Consider the following 25,146-nt stretch of genomic DNA (forward strand, 5'->3'; position numbering starts at 1 on the left):
CGACTTCACACCGATGCGACATCCGCCAAACGGGATCATCTTCGTGTCATCCCGGAAACGTTGCGTCACATCTCGACCATGATGGTTCAACGCCCCGCACACGTGCTCTGACATGCTGAGACCCTCGAAGGGTCGATCAACGTCGCCACCAGGTCGTCGGTGCGGAACGGCCGCAGCAGCCGGTCCGCACCCAACCGGAGGTCAGGCTTCCGAACGCGAGGCGCGCCATTCCTCCGCGAGCATCGCGTAGACGAACTCGTCGCCCCACTCGCCCTTGAAGATCTCGTTCTGCACGAAGTGCGCCTCGCGGCGGAACCCCAGCCGCTCCATCAGCCGCCACGACGGGTCGTTGCGCGGGTCGCACCGCCCGATGATGCGGTGCAGGCCGAGGTCGGCGAACCCGAGTCGCAGCATCACCTCGGTGGCTTCGCGGGCCAGGCCCTTGCCCTGGTAGGCCGGGTGGAAGATGAAGCCCGTCTCGCCCTGCCGGTTCTCCTCGCTGAGGTAGTTGAGGTTCACCTCGCCGATCACCTTGCCGGCCTCCGGCCAGTGCACGGCCAGCACGAAGTAGTCGCCCTCGGCGGCGAGGTGGTCCTGGGTGACCTTCTTCTTCAGCGCTTCCGCCACCTGGTCGCGGTCGCGCGCGTCCCAGTAGAGGTAGCGGGCGACGTCCGGCAGCGATTGGTAGGCGTACAGGTCGTCCAGGTCTGACTCGGTGAAGGGACGCAGGACGAGGCGGTCCGTGGTCAACGGGTAATCGGGTCGCAACACGCTGTGATCCTATGCAACGGGGACTGGTTCGGGGGTGAGAAGACGAAGACCGGTGGCGCAGACGGCCACCGCGAGCACACCGCAGGCCGTGGCCAGGCCGAACGCCGCGGTGCTGCCCTGGAGGTCCGCCAGCGCGCCTCCCGCGGCCGAGCCCGCGGCCATGCCGAGCGTGACTCCGCTGCCCACGACGGCGAACCCCTCGGTGAGGCCTCGGCGGGGTACCAGCGACTCGACCAGCGCGCTGCCGGCGACGAGCAGCGGTGAGATGCCCAGGCCCAGCAGCAGCACGGCCGCGCACATCGTCGCGATCGTGCCGGCGAACAGGACGGGCACGCTGCCGCAGGCCAGCACGACGGTGGTGAGCAGGAGTCTGCGCGGCAGGTCGAGGTGCCAGCGCACGAGTCCGAACGTGAGCCCGGCGACCATGCTGGCCAGCGTCATCATCGCGAGCAGCAACCCCGCGGCGCCGGGGTTCTGGTGTTCGCCCGCGAACTTCACGGCCGCCACGTCGATCGCTCCGATCAGGCCACCGGCGGCGAAGTAGACGGCGGTGAGCACCTTCATGCCGTGGATGCGGATCACGCCGGTGCGCGGCTCGGCGCGCACCGGGGCGAGAGGCGGTGCGGTGCGCGGTTGTGCGGCCAGCGCGAGGCCGCCCGCGACGGCCAGCACCACCGCGCCGACGAGTCCGGCGGCCGGTGCCAGGTGCACCGACAACCAGACGACGAGCAACGGGCCGAGGATGTAGATGACCTCGTCCACCACGGCTTCCAGTGCGTAGGCCGCCTGGATCCGGTCCCCCGCCACCACGGCCCAGCGGGCCCTGACCAGTGACCCCATCGGGATCGACGTGAGTCCGGCGAGGACCGCGGCCGGGAAGTACGTCCACGCGGGAGCGCCCCAGACCACGGCCGCGACGAGCACGCCGACACCGAGCCCGTGCGCGACGGCCGACCAGACCAGCGTCCTCGGCTGGCCGTGCCGGTCGACCAGCCGCGCGAGGAACGGGCCGCTGACCGCCATCGCGATGCCGAACACCGCGGAGACGGCACCGGCGAGCGAGTACGACCCGGTGAGGGCGGAGACCATCAGCAGGCAACCCAGTGTGCGCATGGCCATCGGGAGCCTGCCGACGAACCCCGCCGTCACGAACGCGGTCGCGCCCGGCAGCGCCAGCAGGGCGAGGTAGGTGCGCATCAGCGTTGCCGGCAGCAGCCGTGCACGGCCGACTCCGAGTGGTGCCAGTAGTGCGCGGGGTTCTGCACGGCGGAAGGCGCGTCGGGCCGGACCTCCGTGACGTCCAGCGCCGCGGCCTGCGGGGTGCGGAACGGGGCGAGGATGTCCGGCACGGTGTGCAGGGTCCCGCCGACCATCACCTGCCGCACCGCGGCGGCCCTGGTGATGTCCCGCAACGGGTTCCCGTCGACGAACACCAGGTCGGCGAGGTGGCCCGGAGCCACGGTGCCGAGCTGGTCGCCGAGACCGAGCACCCGAGCGGCGTCCCGGGTGGCCGTGGTGAGGGCCTCGTGCGGGGTGAAGCCGTGCTTCACCATGACCCGCAGGTTCTGGTGGTAGCTCACGCCGATGTCGTCGAGCGCGGCGTCGGTGCCGCACACCACCAGCCCGCCGCCGCGGTGCACGCGCAGCAACGCGTCCACGTCGCCGATGGTCCACGCCCGGTACAGCTCCGCCCACGGTTCGGCGGCGTCCCTCGCCTTCTGCAGCAGCCGCCGGTACTCCCAGTCCGGGAACAGCACCTTCGTCCGCTCGTCCTCGATCAGCGACCTGTCGTCGAGGAAGAGCTCGCTCGCGAACAACGTCGTGGAGGACATCCACATGCCGCTCGCCACGAACAGGTCGACCGAGTCCTGCGAGGTGAGGCCCGCGCCGTAGCTCAACGTCCGCGAGTACCCGAGCCGGTTGCCACCACCGGTGTGCTCCATCCCGTCGAGGCCGGTGATCGCCGCCGGGTAGAGGTAGTGCGACGTCACCGGAACGCCCTGCTGGTGCGCGCGCTCGACCATCCGGCGTTCCAGCGCGACCGGCAGGCGCATGTACGACTTGAGCAGGTCGTACTCGAGGCCGCGGGCGCGGTCGAGTTCGCGCTCCAGCTGCTCGCGGTTCATGGTGGTGCGCATGAAGTTGTAGTAGGCCCTGGTGCCGTCGAGCGCTTCGCCGGTGCCGAAGAACCGCGGCCCCACGCGGGTTCCTGCCGCGAGCGCCTCGCGCGTCTCGACCATCTGGTAGGCGGGGTCGCCGGGAGAACGGCTCGTCGTGATGCCGTAGGCGAGCCACGCCCGTCCCTGCCGGTCGCCCCACTGCCTGCCGCGCAGGTGCCAGTGGTTGTGCACGTCGATCATGCCGGGCATGACCGTCAACGCCGACGCGTCGAGCACCCGTCCCCTTGCCCGTCCGCGCGGGAGGACGGCGGTGACGCGGCCTCCTTCGAGCACGATGTCGACGTTCTCGCGCAACTCGGTGCTCTTGCCGTCCCACAGACCGCCCGCGCGCACGACCACGCGTTCGGGCGAAGGCTTGGCCTTCCAGGTCAGGTCGAGCGGGATCGTCCGCGCCGGACCGCCGTTCAGGCCGACGAGCCGGAGCCTGCCGTTCGAGAGGTACAGCACCCGGTCACCGCTGACCGACACCGAGTCGGTGACCTCATCGTTGAGCTGCACGGGTTTGCCGGTGATCCGGCCCGCGGCGTCGACCGGGACCTTCCACAGCAGGCTCTCCACCACCACGACCAGCCAGCCGTTCGTCCACACAGGACCGTCGTCGCCGCGGGTGGCGATCGACCGCTCCGGCGCGATCGGCTGGTAGGTCACGGCCCCGGACGCCAGGTGCGCGGTGAGGACCTGGTTGTGGCCGGCGGTGCCGCGGCGCGAGTACGGCCTCACCGCGGCGAGTGCGATCGTGCCGCCGTCCGGTGACCACGTCGGCCTGCCGGGCTGGTACATGGCGGGCAGCACCTTCGTGACGGCGCCCGCCTCCCACACCCAGGTCGCGCCCGCCTCGTCCTGGTAGGCGATCCTGCGGCCGTCCGGGGAGACGCGCGGGGTCAGCTGGGCGTCGGGCAGGGAGGTCAGGCGCCGCGACTCACCGGTGGCGAGGTCGTGGCTCCACAGGTTCGCCGTGCCGGCGCGGTCGCTGACGTACACCAGGGACCGGCCGTCCGGGAACCAGTCGGGGTCGGTGTCGAAGTAGCCGTCGTCGGTGATCCTGCGGGCCTTGCCGCCCTCGATCGGCAGCAGCCACAACGAGTTGAGCGCCCGGAAGGCGATGGTCCGGCCGTCCGGCGAGAGCACCGGTCCCGCGATGCCCTTGACGGGCTGCGGTGACGAGGGCGCGAAGTCCCGCAGCTTGCGCTCGTAATTCCGCTTCCGCAACACCGGCACGGCGACGACGAACGGAACGTCGCGCACCGCCCCGCCGAGCACGCGGCGGCGGATCACCCCGTCGGCCGGATACACGATCTCGTTGGCGGACAACCAGTTCGGTCCGAACGGTGCCACGTCCTCGCCGTCCACGACCACGGTGCCGTCGACCACCACGGTGGTCTTCGAGCCGCGGGCTTCGACGTACCCGAGCTTGCCGTCGGGCGCGTAGGTCGGCCCGAACACCGTGTCCGCGTCGGACCTGCGCACCTCGGTACGGGTGCCGGAGGTGATGTCGGTGGATTCGATCGTCGTGTCGTTGACGACGTAGACGACCTTGCCGCCGTCCGGTGACCACGACGGCTGGGCGTGCTTCTTGTCGCCCTCGGTCAGCTTGCGCAGCACCCCGGTCGCGACCTCCAGCAGCCAGACGTGGCTGGCGGAGCCGCGGTCGGAGGCGAACGCGATCAGCCGGCCGTCCGGGGAGAACGCGGGTTCCTGGTCGTAGCCGGGACCGTCGGTGAGCCTGCGGAGTCCGGTGCCGTCCGCGTTGATCACCCACAGGTCGTAGGTGCCCTCGCGGAACGACTGGAACACCAGGGACCTGCCGTCCGGCGCCCAGTTCGGCTGCGTCGAGTCCTGGACGTCGCCGGTGAGCCTGCGCGCCCTCCCGCCGGCGATCGGCACCAGCCACAGCGAGTTGAGCGCGTCGAACGCGACGGTCCGCCCGTCCGGCGACACGTGCACCCGCGGGCTCGTCGACTCGCGCAGCTCGACCAGCTGCCCGCCGGTCTCCTCACGTGGTGCGGCGGTGGCCGTCGTGGTGCCTCCGGCAAGCCAGATCGCGCTCGCTCCGGCGGCGACCTGGCCGCTCCTGCGCAGCACGTCCCGGCGGGAAACGCCGGATGTGTCAGATGTGGACACTCAGACTCTCCTGTGTGCGGTGGTGAACCGCGGATCACCGTGGTGGTCCGGGTGGTTGGTGATGTCGGTGAAGGTGTCGCGCAACAGCTCCGCGACGGCGTGCACCTGCGGGTCGCCGTGTTCGATCGCGACGTGGCCGCCGGGCCGGAGCAGCCGGGAGGCGAGCAGGACGACGTGCCTGATGACGACCATCCCGTCAGCGCCCGCGTACATCGCGATCGGCGGGTGGTGCTCGGTCCACTCCGGTGGCATCTCCATGTCGTTGGGCACGAACGGAGGGTTGGCGACCACGAGGTCGACGGTGCCGTGCAGGTCCCGGAACAACGCGGGATCGGTGACGTCCCCCTGCACCAGCCAGATGGCCGTGTCCCCCGCGTCGGACTGCTGCTTCGCGTTGCGCAGCGCGAAGTCCAGTGCCACGGACGAAAGCTCGACCGCGTGCACCCTCGCGTCCGGCCGGGCGTGCGCGATGGCCAGCGCCAGCGCGCCCGAACCCGTGCAGAGGTCGACGACGACGGGATCGGAGACGCCCCGCAGGCGTTCGAGTCCCCACGCCAGCAACGGTTCGGTGTGCGGGCGGGGCACGAACACCCCCGGCCCGACGGACACCCGCACGCCGCCGAGTTCCGCCCAGCCGGTCACGTAGGCGAGCGGGACCCGGTCGGCGCGCCGGGCCACCAACCGGTCCAGCTCGGCCGCGGCCGCGGTGTCCAGTTCGGCGGCGGGATCGAGCTCCCCGACGCCGAGCACGTGTGCCGCGAGCACCTCGGCGTCCGACCGCGGCGCCCACACGCCGGCTGCGGTCAGCTTCTGTTCCGCGTCGGCCAGCGCGTGGGCCAGCGGCCGGGACGTCATCAGCTCCCCGACGCCGTGCGGCTGGCGGCGTAGTAGTCGCGCAACGACTTCACCAGACCGGGGTGGATGCGCGACGCGGCGAGCAGCTCCGGCGGCGGCGTGAACTGCGGGTCGAGCTCGTCGGCCCACCGCTGGTAGGACGGCAGCAGGTTCTTCTCGATGATCCCCGGCCAGTCGACGGGGACCTGCCAGTTGTACTCGTACCCGGTCGCCATCAGGTGCGTCACCGCGGTCTCCACCGTCTCCTGGCGGGTGGCGGGCTGGATCGGCGCCCGCACCGGCCCGAACACGTCCAGGTCGTGCTTCGTCTCCTCCCCGAGGATGCGCGCGGTCATCTCGCTCGCGAGCAACGGCGAGAGGTGCAGGCCGTCGCGGTAGGTGCCGGTCATCATCCACAGGCCGTCGAGCTCGGCCTTGCCCAGCAACGGGAACCCGTCGAGCGCCACCGGCCGGTTGCCGACCTGGACCTTGTCGATCCCGCTCTCCCAGAGGTTGCGGCGGACCTGCTTGTTCACGCAGTCGAGCAGGAACACCACGTCCCGCATCACCGGGGTGTCGACGGGGTCCGGCGAGATGATGTTGGTCGCGCCCACGTAGACCTGGCCGTCGGTGCGCGGCACGACGTGCAGGCCACAGGCGAACGCGCGGTTCGGCGTGCGGATCACGCTGTCCGGCGAGGTGCCGTCCTCGGTGCCGACCAGCACGGAGACGCCGTAGCCGGAGACCAGCCGCGGCACCCGCGGCGCCACGTCGGGGACCGTGTCGAGCAGGTCCTGGGACTTGGCGCCGGCGGCGAGCACCACGTCGGGTGCGCTGAGCCGGGTTCCCGACTCCAGCACGACGCCGTCCACCTTGCCGTTGGCGTACTCGACGCGGGAGGCGAACTCGGCGATGACCGTGCCGCCCGCCTTCAGGAACGCGTTCTGCAGCTGCAGGAGCAGCGCGTGCGAGTCGACCGCGTGCTCGCCGGGGATGTAGAACGAGCGCAACGGCCGTGCGCTCGGGTGCGGGTCGAGCCAGTCGATCTCCGCGGGGTCGACGTCCTCGAACGGCGCGTCGTAGCGGCGCAGCTCGGCGCGGATCGCCTCGAAGTTCGCGTCGTCGATGCCGGGCACGCCGATGGTGTTGAGCATGACGACGGTGCCGTTCGCGGTCCGCACGTCCTTGCCGTCGGTCTCGTCGGCGAGCTCCGCCGACCACTCCGGCCACAGCGCGGTGGCCGCGATGTCGAGCTCGAGCTTGGAGCGGCCCTCCTCGCTCGCGACCAGCGTGGTCGTGACCTCGCCGAAGCAGCCGAGCATCGCGCCCGCCGCGGTCGAGGCGGCGAACGGGCGGTGCGGCTGACCGAGCAACGCGACCCTGCGACCGCGCCGGGCCAGCGTCAGTGCGACGGACGAGCCCAGGGCCCCGTTGCCGACGACTACGACGTCGAACACCGTGGTGTTGACGGATTCCGTGGTGCTCAACGCTCTTCACGCCCTCCGGTAGGTGCGGCCAGTCCCAGGACCCGCGCCGCGCTTTCGAGATGTGCCTGCTCGTGCAACGACGACAGGGCGAACCTGATCAGGCCGGTTCCCCTGGCCACGGTGGGGAAGAACGCGGGCAGGATCAGCAGGCCCGCCTCCTTCAGCCGCCGGGCGACGTCGAACGCCTCTTCCTCGGTCGGGTACAGGGCTCCGCGCACGGGTGAGCGCAGGCCCGCGTTGACGAGCCGCCCGCCGGTCAGCGCGTCGAACTCGTCCGTGTTGTGCCACAACCGCTGCTGCAGCCCGGCGACCTCACCGGACAGGTGCAGCCTCGCCGCGGCGACGTTGGCCGCGAGCATCGGCAGCATGATGGAGTGCCCGAACACCAACGGGTTCGCGAACTTCCGCAGCTTCAGCACGTCCGCCTCGGTGGGCACCAGCGCGAACCCGCCGGATCCGCCGAACGCCTTGGACAACGACCCGGCGATGACCACGTGGGGCGGGAGCCGGTCCCCGAGGACCTCGAACGCGTAGCCCGCACCGCGTTCACCGGCGATCGAGATGCCGTGGGCGTCGTCGATGTAGAGGTGACCGCCGTGCGGTTCCAACGCCTCCAGCAGTCCGACGACGTCGATCAAGCCGCCCATCGACCCGACGCCGTCGACCAGCACGATGGGCGTGCGGCCCTCACGACCGCGCAGAGCGGTGGCGAGCGACTCCGGGTCCTGCAGGTCGAACCGGCGGACCGGCCCGATCTGCTCCAGCAGCCCACGCAGGATCTGCATGGACGCGTGCGCGGTCTTCTCCACCAGGAACAACGCTCCCGCGTCGGACACCGGGTAGCTCGGCAGCACACCGGTGCCCAGCAGCGGCAGCAGTCCCAGGTGGACGGTGCCGACCGAGGTGAACGCGACCGGCCGGTTGCCCTGGTAGACGGCGCCCAGCAGTTCCTCGAGCTCACCGAGGTAGTGCGGCCGCATCCGGTTGCGCGACGACGAGAAGTGGGCGCCGAAGCGTTGCAGTGCCTCGGTCGCGGCCGCGACGAGATCGGGGTGCTCCTCCAGCCCGAGGTACGAGCAGGAGACGAACTCCACGGCCTCGCCGCCTTCTTGGAGCCGCACCGTCTTGCCCTCGCGGCCGACGATCACGTGCCCGGTGAGGCCCTCGTCGAACGCCCGGTCGAGCGAGTCGGACGTCTTGCCGACGCGCGACTGCACCCAGTTGGCCGGTCGCTGCACCTGCGTCATGTCTCCTCCATCCCCTCGAAGATCCGCTCGCAGAGTTCGCGGTGGCGCGGGAGCTCGTCGCCCAGGAAGCCGCGCAGTTCGCCCACCAGGTCCGCGAAGACCGCCTCGTCCCCGCTCTCGACCGCGTCGGCGACCCTGCGCATGCCCACCGCCAGTGCGGAACGTGCCTGCGCCGCAAGGGGGTTCGCCGACTGGACGTCCCAGTAGACCTCCGGCGTGCCTCCCGCGATCCGCGCCAGCAGCGCCAGCAGGGTGCGGTGCGGCGGCGGCGCGAGGGCGGTCAGGTCCGCGGCGCCGAGGCCCAGTTCGACGAGTCCCAGGCCGAACCCGAGCACCGCCGCGTGCGTCAACGCCTGGGAGGCGGCCGCCAGCCGGTCGTGCTCCGGCGCGGTGACCTCGACGACCCGAGCACCCCAGGAACCCAGCAGCCGCAGGAAGTCCTGCGCGAGTGGACCGTCGCGCACCACCACCGCGGCGATCGGACGGCCCCGCACCGGCAGCGACGGCGCGAACATCGGGTTGACGCTCACCGCTTCGAGCCCGGTCGCGCGGATCGCTTCCACCACACCGGACTTCACCGAGAGCGTGTCGACGAGGAGCGTGCCGGGACGGACCCGCAACGCCTTCACCGCGTCGAGCGCCACCTGCTCCGGCAACGCGATCACCACGACGTCCGCGTCCAGTTCCCGATCCGGTGCGGTGGCGTCGAATCCGGTGGCCAGGTCGAGCACCTCGACGTCACCGGACTCCGCCAGCCGCTCGGCGAAGAGGGATCCCACCGCGCCGCGGCCACCGACGACGGCGTACCTCACCGCTCCTCACCCACCAGCTGGGCCGCGGTCGCGGCGACGGCGGTCAGCATCGCGCGGGACTTGACGACCGTCTCCTCGAACTCCTCCGCGCGGTCCGACAGCGCGACGATCGCGCCGCCGACACCGAACGTCACGTGCTCGCCGGTGACGACCAGGGTGCGGATCACGATGTTCAGGTCGGTCGCGCCGGACAACGAGAACCAGCCGAGCGACCCGGAGTAGACGCCGCGCGGGCCTTCCTCGAGGCGGTCGATGATCTCCATCGTGCGCACCTTGGGCGCACCGGTCATCGACCCGCCGGGGAACGCGGCGCGCACGCAGTCGACCGCGGACCGGTCCGGCAGCAGCGTGCCGCGGATGGTCGACACCAGCTGGTGCACCGGCGCGTACGTCTCCACCTCGAACAGCTTCGGGGCGTGCACGGACCCGACCTCGCAGACCACGTTCAGGTCGTTGCGGACGAGGTCGACGATCATCAGGTTCTCCGCGCGGTCCTTCTCCCGGCTGAGCAGGTCCAGCCGCAGCGCCTCGTCCTGCGCGGGTGTCTCGCCGCGCGGCCGGGTGCCCTTGATCGGCTTGGACTCCGCCACGCGGTCGGCGCCGATGCTCAGGAACCGCTCCGGTGAGGCGCAGAGCACCGCGACGCCGGGGAAGTCCAGCAACGCCCCGTAGGGCACCGGGCTGATCCGGCGCAGGTGCAGGTAGGTCCGCAGCGGGTCGACCCCCGCGTGCACGGTGACCTCGTTGGTCAGGCAGATCTCGTACGACTCGCCGTTGCGGATCTCCTCCAGGCACTCGTCGACGCGGCTCAGGTAGGCCTGCTCGTCGTGCCTGCGGTCGAACGGCACCCGGCCCGACTCCACCAGCACCGGCGCGTCGGCGGGTTCGGCCGCGGGCAGCCGTCCGACGCGCCGCGCCGTCTCCTCCAGCCAGTCGAAGTTGTCCTCGCCCAGTGCCAGCAGGTAGGTCGTGCCGGTCTGGTGGTCGAGCACCACCGCGCGGTCGCAGAACAGCAGCGCCGCGTCCGGGGTGGCGGCGGAATGTGCCGCGGCACCAACGGTCTCCGCCTTCAGCTCGTACCCGAGGTAGCCGACGTAACCGAGGTTGAAGTCGAACGGCAGGCCGGGCGTGCTGGTCCTGCGCAGGCGGAGCTGTTCGTCGAGGTAGTCGAAGAACGGCTGGCGCACCAGGGAAACCGACCCGTCGGTGCGCCGCACCTCGACCACGCCGTCGTCCACCCGGTAGGTGACGTGCTCGGCGAGCGGACCGGAACCGTTGCCCAGGAAGGAGAACCTGGACACCCCGTCGATCACCGCGCTGCTGTCGAGCCAGAAGCCGTGCGGACCGTCGGCGAAGAACTCGCGGTACACCGCCTCCGCGTCCGGCATCGCCGGCACCTGCCGCACGTGCACGGGCAGCCCGCTGGACGGCTCCGGGCGCCGGCGCGGCGCGGGCACGTACGGCTCCGGTGCCGCACCGCGTCCGCCCATCACCAGGTCGCGGAAGTTCGCGAGCAGTTCCCTGCCGTACTCGCTGCTGATCGACTCCGGGTGGAACTGCACGCCCCAGACGGGTCGCGTGCGGTGCCGGACGGCCATCAGGATCCCGTCCGGGGTCCACGCGATCGGTTCCAGCTCGTCGGGCAGGGCGGTGACCGTGAGCGAGTGGTAGCGCACCACGTCGAACGGGCTCGGCAGACCACGCAGGATGTCGACGCCGTGGTGCAGCACCGGCGAGATCCGCCCGTGGACGGGTTCCGGCGCGTGGCCGACCTCGCCGCCGAACAGGTGCGCGATCCCCTGGTGCCCCAGGCAGACCCCGAGCACCGGCAGGCCGCCCTCGCGGATCGCGCGGGCGCTCACCCCGAAGTCGCGCTCCCGGTCGGGGCGACCGGGTCCCGGCGAGACCACGATGCTGTCGAACTCGGAGAGCCGCAGGTCGGACCACTCGACGTCGTTGCGCACGACGACGGGGGGTTCGCCGTTGACCTCTCCCAGCAGCTGGTGGAGGTTGTAGGTGAACGAGTCGTAGTTGTCGATCAGGATCGTTCGCATCGCGGGCGCCGCTCCTCGACTGCTATTCGGCCGTTGTGTTGCCCATCACCACGTCCTCGACCCGGCAGGTCTCCGCGATGATGAGGTCGTAGAGCCGGCGCAGGAAGTCCTGGTCGACGTCGTGCTCGGCGCCGAACTCGGCGGCCCGCCGCTGGACGATTCCGATCCGGTGGGGCTGCATCATCGGCACGTCGTGCTCGAGTTTGTGCTCGGCAATGCGCACGCACACGCCGATGCGGTCGCGCAGGTCGTTCAGCAGGCGAACATCAATGGCGTCGAGTTCACGCCGCAGCTCCTCGAGACGATCGGTACCGGCGGCCGAGTTGACCGTTGACACAATGCACCTCCACGTTCTTGCGGATCTTTTTCGCCCACGCCGACACGGCCCGTCGCATTAAAGGGACAGGCCTCGACGCAAAGAAGTGCGGTCAGCTCACATTCGCTGGAACAAAACGGGCACCTTGCCTCGCGCGGACCGTTCGAATTCCGCGAGTTCCACCCGTTCGACCGAGAAACCGGCACATCTCGGGCTCATCATCACCTTGCGCAACTGGTAGGCGGGCAGCAGGTGTTGCCGCACCAGTTCCGCTGACAGCCCCTGCGGCGTGCCCGGCGACAGCAGCAGCCTCATCTCGAACCTCGATGACTCCCACAGGAACTGGAGCTGCACGTCCTCGGCCGCGGCGATGCCGAGCGGCTCCAGCGCACCCATGAGGTGGTCGGACGAGATCGTCCAGTTGTCCACGTTCAGCGACTGCGCGGTCCGCCCGAGCAACGTCAGCAACCGCGCCGGACTACCGCACTCGCACTGGTCGGCGGAGAAGTACCCGCGGTCCCCGATCCGGTAGCGCAGCAGCGCCATCCCCGTGTCCGACAGCGGTGTCACCACCAGTTCACCGGCCTGACCAGCGGGAACGGGAGCGCCGGTCTCGTCGTCGACGACCTCGACCAGCACCGCGTCCTCGTGCACGTGGTGCGTCGTGCCGCTCAGCCGCGTGCACTGGTAGCCGATCGGCCCGGTCTCGGTCGTCGAGTAGGCGAGCGAGCGGACGTTCAGCCCCGGCAGCACGGCGTGCACCGCGTCCAGGCGGGCCTTGCCCATCGCCTCACCGAGGTAGAGCAGGTTCTCCAGCGATCGCAGCTGGTCAGGAGGGCTCGTGGTGATCAGTTCGGCGGCGAACGCCGGCCCCGCGACCAGCGTGTCGATCCCGTGGTCGCCGATCGCCGCGGCGATCTCGGCGAAGGGCATCGTGCTGCCCAGCGGGAACGTGAGCACGGGAACGTACCTGCTCAGGTCGTGCACGAAGATGAACGCGCCGTTCAGTTCCGCCGGGAACAGGCAGTTCGCGATGCGTTTCGGTGCCTTCCCCAGCACCGCGCGCACCCCGCGGGCGCCCAGCAGGTCGACGATCTCGTTCGACTCCCACGAGTGGAACACGACCTTGTTGCGCCCCGACGTGCCGCTGGACCGCAGCACCATGCCGGGCAGACCACCGCGCAGCAGGAAGTCCTCCGAGTGTGGCGGGCACCGTTCTGCCAGCTCAGCGGGGGTGAGAAGGGGCAGCCGAGCGATGTCCGCGACGGTCGCCCCAGGGCTGAGCCCCGGCCACCGCCTGCTCACCGCGGGCGTCTCGTGGACGGCTCGCGCCAACGCGGCGAGGTTGCCGTCCCTCAGTTCCTCCAGCTCTCCCCTGCTGATCACGTCCAGGTCCGCGGCCAGTCGCACCGCGCTCGCCCCGCCTACGACGTGCGAGAACAAATCGTTTTTCGCATTCATCGGATTCCAGTTACCCCCGCTGGTCGTACCGCCCACCTGAATTACCCCAGTGCGATGTGCGGCACCCATGACTCGCCTTCGAACGTAGCTGACGCCCGGCAGCTCGTCCAGCGGCCGATCGTAATTGCCGGTTGGACCACGAGTGCACACCGTCAACACCGGTCCGACACGCCTTTGTGGACACTCGTGGACCAACGTCGAAAATCACCCGATCGGCCTCTCGCGCACCACAGATTGTGTGCGCACCGAGAACCGCACTCATTGTCCGCGATTCCGCGCTAGGCTCGTTCCGGGGGACTCAGGGGTCTATTACCCCGCTGTTTACTTCAACTTTCTGTTCGCCTGTCAGAACTCGGGGAGACTGATGAACAGCGTCGCGGAAAGCGCCCGCACACACACTCGCGTGCGTGACGTGCGGGCCGTCTCCACTCTGCCGTTCGACGTGCGCCACGAGGTCGAGGAGGCACTGTCCAGACCTGCCGCCCAGCAGCCGTCCTGGCGATCACCGGCCCGCGACGCGGTGGCCGCGCTGAGCACCGCGCCACCCGTCGTGCTGGCGTCCGAAGTGGACGGTCTCAGGACCAGACTGGCGTCCGTGGCCCGCGGCGAGGCCTTCCTGCTGCAGGGCGGCGACTGCGCGGAGACGTTCGCCGGCAACACCGAAGCGCACATCCGCGCCAACTTCACCACGCTCGTGCGGATGGCCGTCGTGCTCACGTACGGCGCGGGCACCCCGGTCGTCCGGGTGGGCAGGCTGGCGGGTCAGTACGCCAAGCCGCGAACGTCCGATGTGGACTCTTCAGGCCTGCCCTCCTACCGGGGCGACATGGTCAACTCGTGGTCCCCGGAAGACCGGTCGCACGACCCCGCGCGCATGCTGCGGGCGCACGCGAACTCAACCGCCACCATGAACATGGTGCGGGCCCTGGCGAACTCGCCGGTGCCGGCGGGCGGCGCCCCCACCGGCGAGCGGTACGAGGGTCTGGTCACCGAGGTGGACCGCGCCCTGCGGTTCATGCACGCGTGCGGCGCGGTGAACGACTACACCCGCGACGTCTACGCGAGCCACGAAGCACTTGTGCTCGACTACGAACGTTCCCTGCTCCGAATGGCTGACGGCAGGCTGTACGGGCTGTCGGGCCACTTCCTCTGGGTGGGCGAGCGCACCCGCCAGCTCGACGGCGCCCACATCGCCCTCGCCGCCCTGCTGGCCAACCCGATCGGCCTCAAGATCGGCCCGTCCACCACCCCGGAGATGGCGGTCGAGTACGTGGAACGCCTCGACCCGCACCACGAACCGGGCCGCCTCACGCTGATCACCAGGATGGGCCACGACCAGATCAGGCGCGTGCTGCCGCCGATCGTGGAGAAGGTGACGGCGTCGGGCCACGAGGTCGTCTGGCAGTGCGACCCGATGCACGGCAACACCGAGTCGTCCCCGACCGGTCACAAGACCCGCCGCTTCGACCGGATCATCGACGAGGTGGCGGGGTTCTTCGAGGTGCACCGCGCCCTCGGCACCCACCCCGGCGGCATCCACGTGGAGCTGACCGGCGAGGACGTCACCGAATGCCTCGGCGGCGAGCAGGACATCACGGAGACCGACCTCGGCGAGCGGTACCTGACGGCCTGCGACCCGAGGCTCAACACCCGGCAGTCGGTGGAACTCGCGTTCCTGGTGGCGGAGATGCTGCGGGGCTAGGGGCGGGATCGACGTTCCTCGGCGAGCAGGGCGTACACGACGAGGTCGCTCCACTCACCCCTGAGGATCGCCCACTCCCGGAAGTGGGCTTCCCTGCGCATGCCGAGGCGTTCCATCAACCGCCACGACGGCTCGTTGCGCGGGTCGCACTCGGCGACGATCCGGTGCAGCCCCAGCTCGTCGAACCCGAGGGTGAGCATCGTGCGGGCCACCTCGGTGGCGTACCCGCGGCCCTGGAAGGCGGGGTGCAGGCTGTACCCGATCTCGCCCTGCCGGTCCTTCTCGCTGAGCCACTTCAGCATGGCGTCGCCGATGACGCGGCCGTCCAGCTCGACGGCCAGGATCAGCCGCTGCCCTGCCGCGGTCAGCTCGGTCTCGCCGACCCGCTGGGCCAGCACCTTCCCGCACTCGTCGCGGGTGGAGGCGTCGTTGTAGAGGTAGCGGCGCACCTCGGGGAGTGCGCGGTAGGCGAGGAAGTCGTCGAGGTCGTCCGCGGTGAACGGCCGCAGCAGCAGCCGTTCCGTCCGGATCGGGAAGTCGGGCTTCACCACGTCCTCCACAGTGCCACCGCGCCGAGGAACACCCGCCGGTCGTGGGAGATCAGCTTGCCGTCGTGCTCGCGCTGGAGCCCTTCGCGAGGTGGAGGAACGCCTCCCACGCCTCGCAGGAGAGCGGGAGGTGGGTGGCGGGTGCCTTGCTGTCGCGGATGCCGACGCCGTGCCCGACCTCGACGCAGTCGCTGGCCTCCGGGCTGTAGCTGCTCTTGCGCCACTCGGACATCCGGCACGCCTCCTCAGGCAAGCATTGCGGTGATCAGCCTCCTCGATTGTTCCGCATCCAAGGCGTCCTGATCCAACCGCTTCAGCACTGCGGAGTAGCAGTCCAGCGAGGCCTTGTCGTCGAGGAACAGGCCTGAGTTCTGGCTCTCGATGAACACCACCGGCTCGAACCTGTCGAAGTTGAGCTGGGTGAAGGAGCCCGACATGCCCGCGTGCGCGCCGATCGCCGTCGGCACGACCCGGAGGGTGATGTACTGCCGCACCAGCATCATGAGGATGTGGGTGAGCTGCGAGCGCATCACGTCGGCACCGCCGACGGGCAGGCGGAGCGCCTGCTCGTGCACGTAGAAGACGAACTGCCGGCCGGGCCTCAGGATCGACTGCCGGTCGAGCTTCGCGCGGATGAGGGCGTCGACGTCGGCGGGCTTGATCTTGGCCGACTTCTCCGCGGCCGCGCGCATGTAGCCCGCGATCTGGAGGTGGCCGGGAACGAGGTTCATGGACCACACGGTGATCATGCTGGCGAGGCGTTCCTGGCTGATGAGCGAGTGCACCTGGTCCGGCACACCGTCCTCGGGGAACTGCAGCCAGCCGCGTTCCCGCGACTCGCGGTGCAGGGCGACCAGGCGGTCCACCTCGTCGTTGGGCGTGCGGCAGTAGGAGAGGACGCGGACCAGTTCGATCTCGGTGACGCCGCCCTTGCCGTTCACCATGTCCGAGATCTTGGCTTCCTGCCAGTTCAGCACCACGGCGAGCATGCGCTGGGTCATGCCGCACTGTTCGATGGCGTCGCGGACGCCCTCGCCGAACTCCCGGCCCACCACGGTTGAGTTGCGTTTCGGCATGCGGACGAAGCTAGGAGACGAACTCCCCTCCACTCCAACGTTTCTGCCCGAATCGCCCCGAACGAAGTACGGATTGGAGACGCTCCAACCCGACACCCCGTGCTAGCTGGGCGTACTCGTTGCCAAGCTCTGCGACGTCGTCTGCACCGAGCTGCTGCCGCTGTTGGCGCTGCTGCTCCCGGCGTTGCTCGTGGAGGACGAGCCGTCCGGCGTCGACTGCGGCGGGACCGTCGTCGTGGTGGTCGTCGTGGTCGTGGTGGTCGTCGACCCCGTCGTGGTGGTCGTCGTCGTCGTGGTCGTGGTGGTGCACGAGCTGAACGGCGGCGGCGTCGTGGACGTGGTGGTCGACGTGGTGGTGCTCGACGTCGTGGATGACGTGGTGCCCGTGGTGGGGGTCAGGCAGGTCGGCGGCGTCGTGGTCGTCGTCGTGGTGGTCGTGGTCGTCGTGGGGTTGCCCGTGTTCCCGTTGTTGCCGTTGTTCGGCGGGTTGCCGGTGTTCCCGTTGCCCGGCTGCGGGTTCTGCTGGCCGTTGCCGGTGTCCGGCAGGAGCGGCAGCGTGTCGACGTTCTCGCTGTAGACCTTGGCCCAGTTGAGGACCTTCTTCACGTACTCGGGGTCGCGGTTGTAGCGGAACACCGCGGCGGCCCGGTCGGACTGCTTGGTCATGTCGCCGCCGCCCGAGCACAGGTAGCGGCCGGAGCCGAGGGCGGCGTCGTAGATGTTGTTGGGGTTGACGTTGCCGTCGTCGTTCAGGTCGCCGCCGAAGCTCGCCCACGTCTCCGGGATGAACTGCATCGGGCCGACCGCGCGGTCCCAGGCCGTGTCGCCGTCGAGGCGGCCACCGTCGGTGTCGCGGATCGCGGCCATGCCGGGAGCGCCGTTGAGGACCGGGCCGAGGATCTTGGGGGTCGCGTCGCCGACAGCGTTGACACGGCCGTTGTTGGCGTGGTTCGACTCGATCTTGCCGATGCCCGCGAGCAGCGCCCAGTCGAGGTTGCAGCCGGGGACGAGCTCGCCCAGCCTGTCCTCGGCGCGCAGGTACGCCTCGACCATGACGCCGGGGATGTCGTGGACGCCCGGGAGGTCGTCGTTGCCGGGGTCGAGGTCGAGGTCGTCGTCGATGTCGCCGTCCTCGAGGTCGGCGAGCAGTGCGGCGCTCAGTTCCTCGGACAGCGGCAGGCGGCCGGACGCGCCCAGTTCGGCCGGGTCGCGGTGCAACGCTCCGTAGACGTCGGCGGGACCGAGGGTGACGTTGATGTCGTTGTGCTTGGCGAGGTTGACCCAGTCGACCAGCTTGGTCCCGACGATCATCGCGGGGGCGAGCATCGCAGCCAGCGCTGCCACGGCGAAGCCCTTTTGCCTAGGGCTCAACGCCGATGGACCACGCAGTTTGGCCATTGCCACGAATACTCACCTCTCGTGCGTCATCGCGGCTCGCCGTCCTGCAGTTACGGCGAATGCCCCCGTCGGTGACCAGTCCCACCCTGCCTCACTACGAAGCCTAGGTGTACCCAAGACGGAGTGAAGCGTGTGTTCGGTTCCGTTGACCGTTAACCGGCCGCGCATTCACCGGCGGGCCACAGCCCCTGCGCCTCCAAGACAGCCAGCGCCTCGTCCCCCATGGGGTTCACGCCGGGGCCCTTGGCGAGGGAGTGGGCGACGTGCACGTGCAGGCACTTGACGCGCACCGGCATGCCACCCGCGGTCACCTGCGTGCCGAGCGACTCGATGGCGTCGCGTTCGGCCAGGTACGCCTCGTGCGCGCGCTGGTAGGCGGCGGCCAGGTCGGCGTCGGTGGCCAGGCGCTCCTGCTGCTCCTTCATCAACCCGCCGCCCTCGAGCGTGCTGACCAGCGAGTTCAGCTTGGGGCAGGTGAGGTAGTAGAGGGTCGGGAACGGTGTCCCGTCGGGCAGCCGGGGCGCCGTCTGCACGACGTTCGGGTGCCCGCTGGGGCACCGGGAGGCGATCGCACGCGTCCCGCGCGGCGTGCGGCCGAGCTGCTGAGCGACCGTTTCCAGGTCAGCAGCACTTACTTGCGTGTCACCGATTCCCACAGTTCCTCGTACCAAGACCCTTGTGCCGCCGGCTTGCCGGACGGCCTCTCCGATTCGGTGTTGCGACTCTCGTCACCCGGCAGTTGCACGATGTAGGGCGTCTCGCCGGGCCGCACCCAGTGCAGCCGCTTGCGCGCCTCGATCTCCACGTACGCCGGGTCCTGCAGTTCCGCCTTGCGCTTCTCCAGCGCGGAGACGGTCTCCCGCAGCTTCTGCTGCTCGGCACCCACGTCGCGCAGCTCGTCGCGCTGCGAGAGGTAGGTCCGGAGCGGGACCGCGATGCTCAACGCCAGTGCGCAGAGCACCATCGCGAACATCGCGGCCCGGCGCGTGCCGGTCATGCCGAACGCGCCACCCGTGCCGTCACCGCGCCTGGACGGCGCCTTCGGGCGAGGTGGCTTGCGCGCACGTGCGGGCCGCGCCTCCCGCTCTTCGCGGGGGCGACGGGGACGACGCGCGCGCTCGGCCATGTCCTACAGCCTCTCAGCTCTCCGGCGTGTAGCGCGGGAACGCGAGCTCACCCGCGTAGCGCGCCGCGTCGCCGAGGCTCTCCTCGATGCGCAGGAGCTGGTTGTACTTCGCGGTGCGCTCACCGCGGGCCGGGGCACCGGTCTTGATCTGGCCGGCACCGGTCGCGACGGCGAGGTCCGCGATGGTGGTGTCCTCGGTCTCGCCGGAGCGGTGGGACATCATCGACTTGTAGCCGTAGCTCGTGGCCAGCGACACCGCGTCGAGCGTCTCGGACAGCGTGCCGATCTGGTTGACCTTCACCAGCAGCGCGTTGGCGGCGCGGCGGGAGATGCCCTCCTCCAGGCGCTCCGGGTTCGTCACGAACAGGTCGTCACCGACGATCTGGACCTTCTCGCCCAGCTCGGCGGTCATCTGCACCCAGCCGTCCCAGTCGTCCTCGGACAGCGGGTCCTCGATGGAGACCATCGGGTAGTCGCGGACGAGCTCGGAGTAGTAGCCGATCATCTGCTCGGCCGAGCGCTTGTTGTTCTCGAACGAGTAGGCGCCGTCCGAGTAGAACTCGGTGGCGGCCACGTCGAGCGCGAGCGCGACGTCGCGGCCCGCCCGGTAGCCCGCCTTCTCGATGGCCTCGAGGATGAGGTCGAGCGCGTCGCGGTTGCTGCCGAGGTTCGGCGCGAAACCGCCCTCGTCACCCAGGCCCGTCGCGAGACCCTTGCTCTTCAGCACGGACTTCAGCGCGTGGTAGACCTCGGTGCCCCAGCGCAGGCCCTCGCGGAACGTCTCCGCGCCGATCGGCGCGATCATGAACTCCTGGATGTCCACGTCGGTGTCGGCGTGCGAGCCACCGTTGAGGATGTTCAGCATCGGCACGGGCAGCACGTGCGCGTTCGGGCCACCGATGTAGCGGAACAGCTCCAGGCCGCTGGACGTCGCCGCCGCCTTCGCGACCGCGAGGCTCACGCCGAGGATCGCGTTGGCGCCGAGGCGGCCCTTGTCCGGCGTGCCGTCGAGGTCGACGAGCTTCTGGTCGACCACGCGCTGCTCGACGGCCTCGATGCCGACCAGCTCGGGCCCGATCTCGTCGAGCACCGCCGTGACCGCGCGCTCGACGCCCTTGCCCAGGTACCGCTTGGCGTCGCCGTCCCGCAGCTCCACCGCCTCGTGCTCACCGGTCGAAGCACCGGACGGAACCGCGGCACGCTCCAGCGTGCCGTCGTCCAGAGCCACCTCGACCTCGACGGTGGGGTTGCCGCGAGAGTCCAGGATCTCGCGTGCTCCGACCTGCTCGATGACCGCCACTTGCGCTCCCTGTTTCTGCTGCGTCTCGTCGTCGTGACGAGCCTACTTGGGCCAGGTGACCGGCAGGGGCTCGACACCGTCGGATCACGGCGGAGCGACCGGGCCTGTCGTCTGAATCGTGCCAGAAGACGTGGCGGGTGGGAACCGTTCCGCCTGCGTGCCCGCGGACATCAGGGGTCTTCGGCCCGTTCACCCGCCACCGCTGACGGGCGTGCCGAAAGTCGCAGCTCGCCGTCCGGCATGAAGTCGAGCGTGACGGCGTCCAGGAGGCGCCCCACCGGCGGGAAGTCGGCCGGCGCCAGGTGCTCCGGGCCGTCGGTGAGGTGCACGAAGTCGATGAACGCCGGGACTTTCGCGTTCGGCTCCACGAGGGACACGTCCACGCCGAAGCGCCCTCGGTGGCCCGTGACGACGCACCGCACGACCTGGAACTGGCGAAGGCCGCTGCGCCGCCACCTCCACTCACGGCCGTTCACGAGTCCTGCCGAACCACGGCAGCCGAGTCCGGCACCGAGCCGAGCCCGTGTTCGGTCACCTCGGCGTTGACGGTGGCCCGCAACGCGTCCACGTCGGACATCCGGGCGCGGAGTTCGTCGAGCCAGTCCGCGGTGGTGTCCCAGCCCATCGGGGCGTCGAACTTCGACCATCCCTGTGAGATGTCGACGGCGAGCTCGAACGCCTCCGCCGCCAGGTCCGCGAGGCCTGCCGCGGTCGGCAGGAGCACCAGGTCGCGGAGTTCGTGGTACGCCCTTGGATCGCGGCCCCGCCACTTGATGACGAACTTCCGGTACACGTCGAGGAACTCGACCAGGCCTGCATCGGGGTCGAGCAGCGGAGCGGACTGTTCCCGCAACGCCGCCGCCAGTCGCGCCAGCAGTTCGGGCTTCGCGGCCGTGTCGACAGCCGTCCCGTGACCTTGCCCGAGGGTGGCCCGGCGGCCCAGGGACAGGTACACCGTCGGAGATTCCGTGGTCAGCGCGTGCACGTGGGCGGTCGCGAAGTAGTGGGCCCCGTAGTCCTCCAAGGTGATGCCCTGGACGATCGGGCCGAACCGGCGCAGCAGCAGTCGCGGTTGCACGATGGTCAGTTCAGGGAAGTGGGCTGCCCACTCCGCGGTGACGCGGCGGGCGTCCGGGCGCTTCATCCGACGGTCCCCCCAGGACGCTGTGGCTAGCGCGCTGAGACTAGTCGATCGCTCGCCACCGTTCGTTCCTTTCCGGACTGAACGAGCCGAAGAGGCCCTCGTACTCCCCTGTCTCGTCCCGGAGGACGATCGGGCGGGACGCGGCGGCGTGCAGGCGCGCCAGGAGGTCGTCCGGTTCGGGGACGTCCAGGGAGAGGAGTTCCGCGGCCTCGGCCTGCCGGGACCGCAGGTCCGGGTTCTCCCGCGCCAGGTGCCGTGCCGCGGCCGCCATCGCGTCGAGGTCTCCGCCGGCCGAGAAGGTCAGGCAGTCGAGCCAGTACGGCAGGCCGATCACCAGTTGGAGGGCCTCGCGCAGGCTGTCGGCGATCAAGCCCGCCTGGCCCTCCGAGGTCGCGTGGAGGATCGGGCCCTCCTCCTGGGCCGCGACCCGGTAGAAGCGGCCGCCGGTGAAGTCCCCGGCCAGCACGACGAGGTCGGAACCCTCGACCGACTCGGTGCCGGTGGTCTCGGTGCGGGTCACGTCGAACTCGAACGAGGTGGCGAGCAGTTCCGCCAGGCGCGCGTTGTCCTGCACGTCCAACAGCAGGCCGTAGGAGCGCCTCGCCCAGCCGAGGTCCGCGCTGGTGAGACCGAACTCGGCCAGCATGGCCCGGTGCGCGGCTTCGAAGTCGGCGGCCGCGTCGACGCGCACGATCGTTCCCAGGAACGGTGGGTAGGCGTACTTGAGCAGGACCGCTGTCCCGAAGGATCCGCGCACCACCGCCACCTGCACGTCACCGAGGTCGTCGACCTCGTCGGCGAAGTCGAGTCCGAACTGCTCAGTCAGCTCCTGCGGGCTGCGCTGCATCGTGAGGAGCGGCTCGGTGGAACTGGGCCGCCACTCTTCGAGCGGTATCTGCATCACGCCACCAGTCTGACGGGCAGGTGCTTCACGCCGTTCTGGAAGTTCGACCGCAGGCGGCTGATCTCGCCGTCGAGTTCCAGCACACCGGGCAGGTCGAGCACGGCCTCGAACACCGCCCGCATCTGCGTCCGCGCCAGCTGGGCACCGAGGCAGAAGTGCGGGCCGTGGCCGAAGCTCAGGTGGTCTGCCTCGCGCCGGCCCACGTCGAAGCGGTCCGGGTCGGTGAACACCCTCTCGTCGCGGTTGGCGGCGGTGAACCACACGACCACCTTGTCACCGGCCCGGATCTCCTGCCCCGAAAGGGAAGTGTCCTGCACGCAGGTGCGGCGGAAGTGCATCACCGGCGTCCACCAGCGCAGCATCTCCTCCACGGCAAGGGGAAGCAGAGAGGGATCCGCACGCAGCCGGGCGTACTCGGACGGGTTCGACAGCAGGGCGATGAGGCCACCGGGGATGCCGTTGCGGAGGGTTTCGTTGCCCGCCACGGAGAAGAGCCAGAAGAGGTTCTCGAACTCCTCCAGCGAGACGTCCTCCCGCATGAGGTTGCTGAGGACGTCGTCAGCGGGGTTCGACCGCTTGTACTCGCCCAAGGCGTGGGCGTAGGCGTAGAGGTCGGGCATGCCGTCGCGCGCACGCGGGTCACGGCCGTCGGAAGGGCGCAGTTCCAACGCCCGCAACGCCATGTCGGTCATGCCCTCGGTGGGGCTGGACGACAGGGCGTACTCGGGGTCCTGGAAGCCGATCACGCGGTTGCTCCAGTCGTAGAGCAGCGCGCGGTCCTGGCGGGGGACGCCGAAGACGTCGGCCAGGGTCAGCAGCGGCAGGTCGGCCACGTCCGCGGCGAAGTCGCCGGACAGCGAGGAAACGATCTCCGAAGCGTTCGCGCGGATTCGGGACTCCAGCAGGGCCACGGCCCGCGGGGTGAACGCCCGGGTGAGCATCCGGCGCAGGCGGGTGTGGTCAGGCGGGTCCTGGTTGAGCATCATGCGCTGGACGTAGGCCAGGTCCGCCGGCTGCGGGTCGCGGATCTGGGTGGCGCCGCGGTGCGACGAGAAGACGGACGGGGTGCGCAGGACGGTCCGGACGTCGGCGTGGCGGAAGACGGCCCAGAAGTCGCCGACGCGGACCACGTCCCTCTCACGCAGCCGGGTTAGTGCGTCGTGCGGCACGCCCGAGGTATACGTGTCTGGGTCGAGGATCAACTCGGCATCGGTCCGCATAGAACGGGATTCTGACGTGCTTCATGTCGAACGTGGGGGAAACGGGCCGGTGCTGGTGCTGCTGCACGGGCTGGGCGCCACCGGCGAGGTGTGGCAGGACGTCGTGAGCGCGTGGCCCGGCAGCTGGATCGTGCCTGATCTCCCCGGTCACGGGCGCAGCGGCAAGCTGGCGCGGTACACGTTCGGAGCCCTGGCCGCGGCCGTCGCCGAGGAGGTCCCGCAGGAGCCCGTCACGGTCGTCGGGCACTCGCTCGGCGGGGTCGTCGGGCTCGCGCTCGCCAGCGGCTGGTTCGGGGTCGAGGTGACCACGGCCGTCGGCGTCGGGATCAAGGTTCGGTGGAGCGACGACGAGCTGGACAAGGCCGCGGCGCTCGCGGCCAAGCCCGGCAAGGTCTTCCCGACACGCGAGGAGGCGACCGAACGGGCGTCGAAGATGGCCGGCGTCCCGCTGCGCCACGGTGTGTCCGAAGTGGACGGTGGATGGGCGCCGGCGTTGGACATGAGGGCGTTCGGCGTGGGCCGGCCGGACATGGCCGGGCTGGTCATGGCCTCGCAGGCCCACGTCGTGCTGGCGGCGGGCGAGAACGACCCGATGAGCCCCCAGGAGCACCTGCGGGAGCTGGTGCCCGAACCGGTGGTGTTCCCCGGCGCGGGCCACAACGTGCACGTCGAGTCGCCCTCGTCCGTCACCGCCCTGCTCGCTCAGCTCGCCACGTAGCCGCCGTCCGCGGTGATCACCGAGCCGGTGATGAAGCTGGCCCGGTCGGTGGCCAGGAACAGCACGGCCTCCGCGATCTCCTCGGGCTGGCCGACGCGCTGCAACGGCAGGTCCTTCGCGATCGCGTCGAACACCTCACCGGCCTCCGCCAGGGCCTTGTCGGTGGCGACCGGGCCGGGCGCCACGGAGTTCACCCGGACGCCGGCGGCGCCGAACTCGGTGGCCCACGAGCGGGTCAGCGCGTCCATCGCGGCCTTGGAGGCGTTGTAGACGGACCCGACCGGGGTGCCGACGACGGCCGCGATGGACGAGACGTTGACGATCGAGCCCTTGCCGCGCGCGACCATCGCCGGGGCGAGCGCGGCGGTGAGGAAGTAGGTGCCGCGCACGTTCACGTCGAACACCTGCTGGTAGGTGTCGAGCGACTGCTCGGCGGTCGGCGAGAGCGGGAAGATGCCCGCGTTGTTGACGAGGACGTCGACCTCGCCGACCTCCTCGGCGAGCTTGCGGACGTCGTCGACGCTGGCGACGTCCGAGACGATGAAGTGGCCGGTGCCGCCCGCCTGCTCGATGAGCGCGACGGTCTCCTTGCCGAGTTCGGCGCGGCGGCCGCTGAGGTAGACGGTGGCACCGGCCTCGGCGAGCTTGACCGCGATCGCGCGGCCGATGCCCGAGGTGGCGCCGGTGACGAGTGCCTTCTTGCCTGCGAGTTCCTTGGTCGACATGT

Annotated in this window: 24 protein-coding genes; 2 read left to right on the top strand and 22 right to left on the bottom strand. The window is 70.3% G+C overall.

Annotated features, from left to right (window positions below; genetic code table 11):
• Nucleotides 1-201: 201 nt before the first annotated feature.
• The 10 genes from QSK25_RS31565 to QSK25_RS31610 all read right to left on the bottom strand — a co-directional run bounded on the left by QSK25_RS31565 (nt 202) and on the right by QSK25_RS31610 (nt 13,232).
• Nucleotides 202-771 (bottom strand): GNAT family N-acetyltransferase, encoded by a 570-nt coding sequence (locus QSK25_RS31565; RefSeq protein ID WP_285643634.1) that lies wholly within the window; start codon nt 769-771, stop codon nt 202-204.
• 9 nt (nt 772-780) lie between these two features.
• A complete protein-coding gene (locus QSK25_RS31570; protein ID WP_285643635.1) occupies nt 781-1,968 on the bottom strand; it encodes an MFS transporter in 1,188 nt (395 codons plus the stop codon).
• Nucleotides 1,968-5,072 carry an amidohydrolase family protein gene (locus tag QSK25_RS31575; RefSeq protein WP_285643636.1) on the bottom strand — a complete coding sequence of 1,035 codons (3,105 nt, stop codon included), beginning with the start codon at nt 5,070-5,072 and terminating at the stop codon, nt 1,968-1,970. The genes QSK25_RS31570 and QSK25_RS31575 overlap by 1 nt, the downstream gene beginning before the upstream one ends.
• Nucleotides 5,073-5,927: a N5-glutamine methyltransferase family protein gene (locus QSK25_RS31580; protein ID WP_285643638.1), complete on the bottom strand. Its 855-nt coding sequence runs from the start codon at nt 5,925-5,927 to the stop codon at nt 5,073-5,075. It abuts the gene before it with no gap.
• Nucleotides 5,927-7,393, bottom strand: a complete 1,467-nt coding sequence (locus QSK25_RS31585) for an NAD(P)/FAD-dependent oxidoreductase (protein ID WP_285643640.1) — start codon at nt 7,391-7,393, stop codon at nt 5,927-5,929. The genes QSK25_RS31580 and QSK25_RS31585 overlap by 1 nt, the downstream gene beginning before the upstream one ends.
• A complete protein-coding gene (locus QSK25_RS31590; RefSeq protein WP_285643641.1) occupies nt 7,390-8,640 on the bottom strand; it encodes an aminotransferase class I/II-fold pyridoxal phosphate-dependent enzyme in 1,251 nt (416 codons plus the stop codon). Before QSK25_RS31590 ends, QSK25_RS31585 begins: the two co-directional genes overlap by 4 nt.
• On the bottom strand, nt 8,637-9,452 hold the full coding sequence (locus QSK25_RS31595) for a prephenate dehydrogenase/arogenate dehydrogenase family protein (protein WP_285643643.1): 816 nt from the start codon (nt 9,450-9,452) through the stop codon (nt 8,637-8,639). Before QSK25_RS31595 ends, QSK25_RS31590 begins: the two co-directional genes overlap by 4 nt.
• Entirely contained in the window at nt 9,449-11,506 is a 2,058-nt protein-coding gene (gene pabB, locus QSK25_RS31600; protein ID WP_285643645.1) for an aminodeoxychorismate synthase component I, read from the bottom strand. Before pabB ends, QSK25_RS31595 begins: the two co-directional genes overlap by 4 nt.
• Before the next feature lie 22 nt (nt 11,507-11,528).
• Entirely contained in the window at nt 11,529-11,843 is a 315-nt protein-coding gene (locus QSK25_RS31605; RefSeq protein WP_285643647.1) for a chorismate mutase family protein, read from the bottom strand.
• 96 nt (nt 11,844-11,939) lie between these two features.
• On the bottom strand, nt 11,940-13,232 hold the full coding sequence (locus QSK25_RS31610; RefSeq protein WP_285643649.1) for a phenylacetate--CoA ligase family protein: 1,293 nt from the start codon (nt 13,230-13,232) through the stop codon (nt 11,940-11,942).
• A 454-nt stretch (nt 13,233-13,686) separates the two neighbouring features.
• On the opposite strand from QSK25_RS31610, the gene QSK25_RS31615 reads away from it, so the two are divergent.
• The gene (locus QSK25_RS31615; protein WP_285643650.1) at nt 13,687-14,985 is read left to right on the top strand and encodes a 3-deoxy-7-phosphoheptulonate synthase class II; all 1,299 of its coding nucleotides are present in this window, start codon (nt 13,687-13,689) and stop codon (nt 14,983-14,985) included.
• On the opposite strand, the gene QSK25_RS31620 is transcribed toward QSK25_RS31615, so the two are convergent.
• The 11 genes from QSK25_RS31620 to QSK25_RS31670 all read right to left on the bottom strand — a co-directional run bounded on the left by QSK25_RS31620 (nt 14,982) and on the right by QSK25_RS31670 (nt 23,701).
• Nucleotides 14,982-15,545, bottom strand: coding sequence for a GNAT family N-acetyltransferase (locus QSK25_RS31620; RefSeq protein ID WP_352236597.1), 564 nt, complete (start codon nt 15,543-15,545; stop codon nt 14,982-14,984). The two genes, QSK25_RS31615 and QSK25_RS31620, sit on opposite strands and share 4 nt — an antisense overlap.
• A 40-nt stretch (nt 15,546-15,585) precedes the next feature.
• On the bottom strand, nt 15,586-15,765 hold the full coding sequence (locus QSK25_RS31625; RefSeq protein WP_285643651.1) for a DUF397 domain-containing protein: 180 nt from the start codon (nt 15,763-15,765) through the stop codon (nt 15,586-15,588).
• A gap of 13 nt (nt 15,766-15,778) precedes the next feature.
• Nucleotides 15,779-16,609 (bottom strand): helix-turn-helix domain-containing protein, encoded by an 831-nt coding sequence (locus tag QSK25_RS31630; protein WP_285643652.1) that lies wholly within the window; start codon nt 16,607-16,609, stop codon nt 15,779-15,781.
• Nucleotides 16,610-16,711: 102 nt separating this feature from the next.
• Complete coding sequence (locus QSK25_RS31635; RefSeq protein ID WP_285643655.1) at nt 16,712-17,953, bottom strand: lytic transglycosylase domain-containing protein; 1,242 nt, start codon at nt 17,951-17,953, stop codon at nt 16,712-16,714.
• A gap of 206 nt (nt 17,954-18,159) precedes the next feature.
• On the bottom strand, nt 18,160-18,663 hold the full coding sequence (locus tag QSK25_RS31640) for a DUF501 domain-containing protein (RefSeq protein WP_285643656.1): 504 nt from the start codon (nt 18,661-18,663) through the stop codon (nt 18,160-18,162).
• Nucleotides 18,639-19,133, bottom strand: a complete 495-nt coding sequence (locus QSK25_RS31645; RefSeq protein WP_285643657.1) for an FtsB family cell division protein — start codon at nt 19,131-19,133, stop codon at nt 18,639-18,641. The genes QSK25_RS31640 and QSK25_RS31645 overlap by 25 nt, the downstream gene beginning before the upstream one ends.
• Before the next feature lie 13 nt (nt 19,134-19,146).
• On the bottom strand, nt 19,147-20,433 hold the full coding sequence (eno, locus tag QSK25_RS31650; protein ID WP_285643658.1) for a phosphopyruvate hydratase: 1,287 nt from the start codon (nt 20,431-20,433) through the stop codon (nt 19,147-19,149).
• Between the two features lie 170 nt (nt 20,434-20,603).
• Complete coding sequence (locus QSK25_RS31655) at nt 20,604-20,909, bottom strand: hypothetical protein (RefSeq protein ID WP_285643659.1); 306 nt, start codon at nt 20,907-20,909, stop codon at nt 20,604-20,606.
• Nucleotides 20,906-21,577, bottom strand: coding sequence for a hypothetical protein (locus tag QSK25_RS31660; RefSeq protein ID WP_285643661.1), 672 nt, complete (start codon nt 21,575-21,577; stop codon nt 20,906-20,908). The genes QSK25_RS31655 and QSK25_RS31660 overlap by 4 nt, the downstream gene beginning before the upstream one ends.
• 40 nt (nt 21,578-21,617) lie before the next feature.
• Nucleotides 21,618-22,481: a hypothetical protein gene (locus QSK25_RS31665; RefSeq protein WP_285643663.1), complete on the bottom strand. Its 864-nt coding sequence runs from the start codon at nt 22,479-22,481 to the stop codon at nt 21,618-21,620.
• Complete coding sequence (locus tag QSK25_RS31670) at nt 22,478-23,701, bottom strand: cytochrome P450 (RefSeq protein WP_285643665.1); 1,224 nt, start codon at nt 23,699-23,701, stop codon at nt 22,478-22,480. The genes QSK25_RS31665 and QSK25_RS31670 overlap by 4 nt, the downstream gene beginning before the upstream one ends.
• A gap of 49 nt (nt 23,702-23,750) precedes the next feature.
• Here QSK25_RS31670 and QSK25_RS31675 point away from each other — a divergent pair, with 49 nt between their 5' ends.
• Nucleotides 23,751-24,419 (top strand): alpha/beta fold hydrolase, encoded by a 669-nt coding sequence (locus QSK25_RS31675; RefSeq protein WP_285643666.1) that lies wholly within the window; start codon nt 23,751-23,753, stop codon nt 24,417-24,419.
• On the opposite strand, the gene QSK25_RS31680 is transcribed toward QSK25_RS31675, so the two are convergent.
• A complete protein-coding gene (locus tag QSK25_RS31680; RefSeq protein WP_285643668.1) occupies nt 24,404-25,144 on the bottom strand; it encodes an SDR family NAD(P)-dependent oxidoreductase in 741 nt (246 codons plus the stop codon). The two genes, QSK25_RS31675 and QSK25_RS31680, sit on opposite strands and share 16 nt — an antisense overlap.
• Nucleotides 25,145-25,146 lie beyond the last annotated feature (2 nt).

The sequence above is a fragment of the Lentzea sp. NBRC 102530 genome (assembly GCF_030269365.1).
Taxonomy (GTDB): domain Bacteria; phylum Actinomycetota; class Actinomycetes; order Mycobacteriales; family Pseudonocardiaceae; genus Lentzea.